A 2732-nucleotide genomic window follows, 5' to 3' on the forward strand; every position below is an offset into this window, starting at 1 on the left:
CATTATTCACTGGATTCCGGCTTTCGCCGGAATGACGAGGTGGGGCACAGGAATGGCGGAGGGGCGCGGGAATGGCGGGATGGGGGACCGCCACTGCCCCCTGTCCACGCCGTCCACAAAGTCCACACCCTCGAAAGCCGGAATGACGAGGTGGGACACAGGAATGGCAGGGTGGGGGCGCGGGAATGGGCGGCCATATCCGCCCGCCGGTTTCCGCGCCAGTGCGTGGCCGAGAAGGGTATGGGTTAAGGGGTCGCCAGCAACGTCCGGATCTCGGAAAACTTCCTGGGCCATGGTTTGTTTTTCTGCAATACCGCCGGCAGGGTGGTGATCGCATGTTGCGCGCCGGCGCGGTTGGCATAGACGCCGTAGAAGCCGTTGTAACGGAGTTGCCCCTTGACCTGTACCTGCGCATAGGCGACTTCGCCGCTCCACTGATAGCGGTTCAGGAAGTTCAGTACGCTGATCTCGTCGGTCACGCTGACGACCTGCAAGGTGTAGTAGTTGTCGGGCTGTTGCCGTACCCAGTCCTCGCGCTGGATCACGTCGGAGGGCGTACTGGCCGCCGTGGCGGGCAGCTGCGGCGCCGGCGCAGCCGGCACCGCCGGTACAGGTGCCGGTGCCAGTGCCGGTACAGGTGCCGGTGCCGGCCTGGGAAGGGGCGGGCTGGTCGTCGCTTGCGGTTGCCGCGGCGCCGGCGGAGGCGGCACCGGCGCGGCTATCGGCGGGGTGGCTGTTGCGACCGGGGGCGGCGGCGGAGGCGGCGGCGGAGGTGGCGGCGGCGCCTGGGAGGTGGGGGCCGGGAGCGGCGTGACGGGCGCGGGTTCCGCCGCAGCCACGCCGCCGCCTTCTATCTTTTGCAGTCGCTCCCGCGCCTGATCCAGGTTCTGCGCCGCCGCCAGGCGGTACCAGCGCTTTGCTTCTCCCAGATCCTTGTTCGTGCCGTAGCCGTTTTCGTAGAACACGCCCAGGTTGTACTGTGCCTGGGCGACGCCGCGGTTGGCGGCCTGCTGGAACAATCTGTGGGCGGTGATGTAATCCCTGGTGGTCCCGTAGCCGAAGGCATACATGACTGCCAAGCTGTATTGCGCGTGGTCGTGTCCTTGTCCCGCCGCCCGCTGGAACAGTTCCCTGGCGCGGGTGAAATCCTGGATCAGGCCCAGCCCCCGGTAGTACATCAATCCCAGGTTGAACTGAGCGTCGGGGACATTGCCTGCCGCCGCTTTTTCCCACCACTCGGCCGCTTTCTGGTAGCTTTGTTCTACGCCCCGGCCCTGGTAATAGCGCAGGCCGATGTCGTATTGCGCGTTCGGGAGGCCCTGCTCCGCCGCCTTGCTCAGCCATGTGCTTGCCTGGGCCACGTCCTTGGGAACGCCCTGGCCGTTGTCGTACATCAGCGCCAGCAGCATCTGCGCCTCGCCGTTCCCTTTTTCGGCTAGCGGCCGCAGGATGGACAGGGCCGTTGGGTAGTCCGCGGCCAGGTAGGCGTTTTTGGCCTCCGCGATGTCGGCGGCCTGGGCGGGCGGCGCCGCGCCCGGGAGCAGCAGGGCGGCGAGGACAAGCCCCGGCAACGCCGCCGCTTGCCTGGGCCAAGCCCTTGGTTCAGATCTTTTTCGTTGCGGCAAGTTCTTTTCCGGTTGTATAGATCCGTTCTGCATCGAACACCTCGGTATTGCTGTGAAACAAGTAGCCTATGCAATGGCGGTGTAAAGCCAGCTTCAGCGAGCCAAAGCCAATGGACCCCCATATCATTTTACCATGCCGCGGCTCTCCCTGGTCCCGCAACTGCGTGCCGGCAATTCCCAGCGGCGGACTGGCGTTCGCATCTGCCATGACTTCGATATTCGAGTTTTTGCTCCAGTGTTCTTCCTCCAGCAGCTCCACGCCGCCGGCGCCGGCCGCCAGGACGAGTTGCGCGTCGGCGATGGCCTTCATTCGATCCTTGGAGGTGGGAGCCACTATCGGCTCGACTTCGACGCCGAAGCGTTCGCTAATGCGCTGGCAGGTCTGTTCGGCGTGTTCTTTGTGCCGGGACGTCAACGCTACCTGGGCGCCTTCTTTCGCCAACATGGCCGCGGCACGTTGCCCTACCGGTCCCGTTCCGGCCAGGACCACCGCCCGCTTTCCTTTTGCCGGGGCGCTTTCCAGCATGCGGATGACGGCCGCCGCCGCCGTGGTATTGCTGCCGTTGCTGTCCAGCATGACGGAGACCCGGAAGTCCGCGAAGAAATAATCCCGTACCGCATTGAACAACTGCTCCCCCTCGGCCATGACGCTGCCGCCAACGAATATGGCGGTGTTGCGTTTTGCCTTGGGACCGCGCGTGAATATCGCGCCGTCCACCATTCCGCCTACGTTTTCCAGGTTGGCTCCGCCGCAACGGATCACGGCGTCGGCGCCGCCGTCATAGGCCACGATGGTGTCGAAGGTGGAAGGATGCGCGTCGGTGTCGAGTTGCAGCAGAAGCTTTTTCATTGTTGCGGCCATTGTGCCGTGTAGATTCCCCGCTTGCCTGCCGGCGGCGCTAAGCATGCCGCCTGGCTTGACCCTCCGTTACTTTGCGTCGTGAAAACCGCCCCCAACCGCCCCTCTTTGCTCTGCGCTCGAGGCGTGTCGGCTCGCGTTAAACCGCAATTATGCCATAGGATTCGATAATGTGCGATAGATGTACGGAGCGGGCAAGCCGTTACGCAATCGAGGACAAGAAAAGCGGATCATATGCATCACTCCCC

General features: G+C 64.3%; 2 protein-coding genes. Both read right to left on the minus strand.

Features of this window, described 5'->3' with window-relative positions:
• Positions 1–245 precede the first annotated feature (245 nt).
• The gene (locus OXU43_05375) at positions 246–1571 is read right to left on the minus strand and encodes a hypothetical protein (GenBank protein MDD9824583.1); all 1326 of its coding nucleotides are present in this window, start codon (positions 1569–1571) and stop codon (positions 246–248) included.
• A 31-nt stretch (positions 1572–1602) separates the two neighbouring features.
• On the minus strand, positions 1603–2475 hold the full coding sequence (locus OXU43_05380; protein ID MDD9824584.1) for an NADP-dependent methylenetetrahydromethanopterin/methylenetetrahydrofolate dehydrogenase: 873 nt from the start codon (positions 2473–2475) through the stop codon (positions 1603–1605).
• Positions 2476–2732: the final 257 nt, after the last annotated feature.

It is taken from the genome of Gammaproteobacteria bacterium, assembly GCA_028817255.1.
Taxonomy (GTDB): Bacteria; Pseudomonadota; Gammaproteobacteria; order Porifericomitales; family Porifericomitaceae; genus Porifericomes; species Porifericomes azotivorans.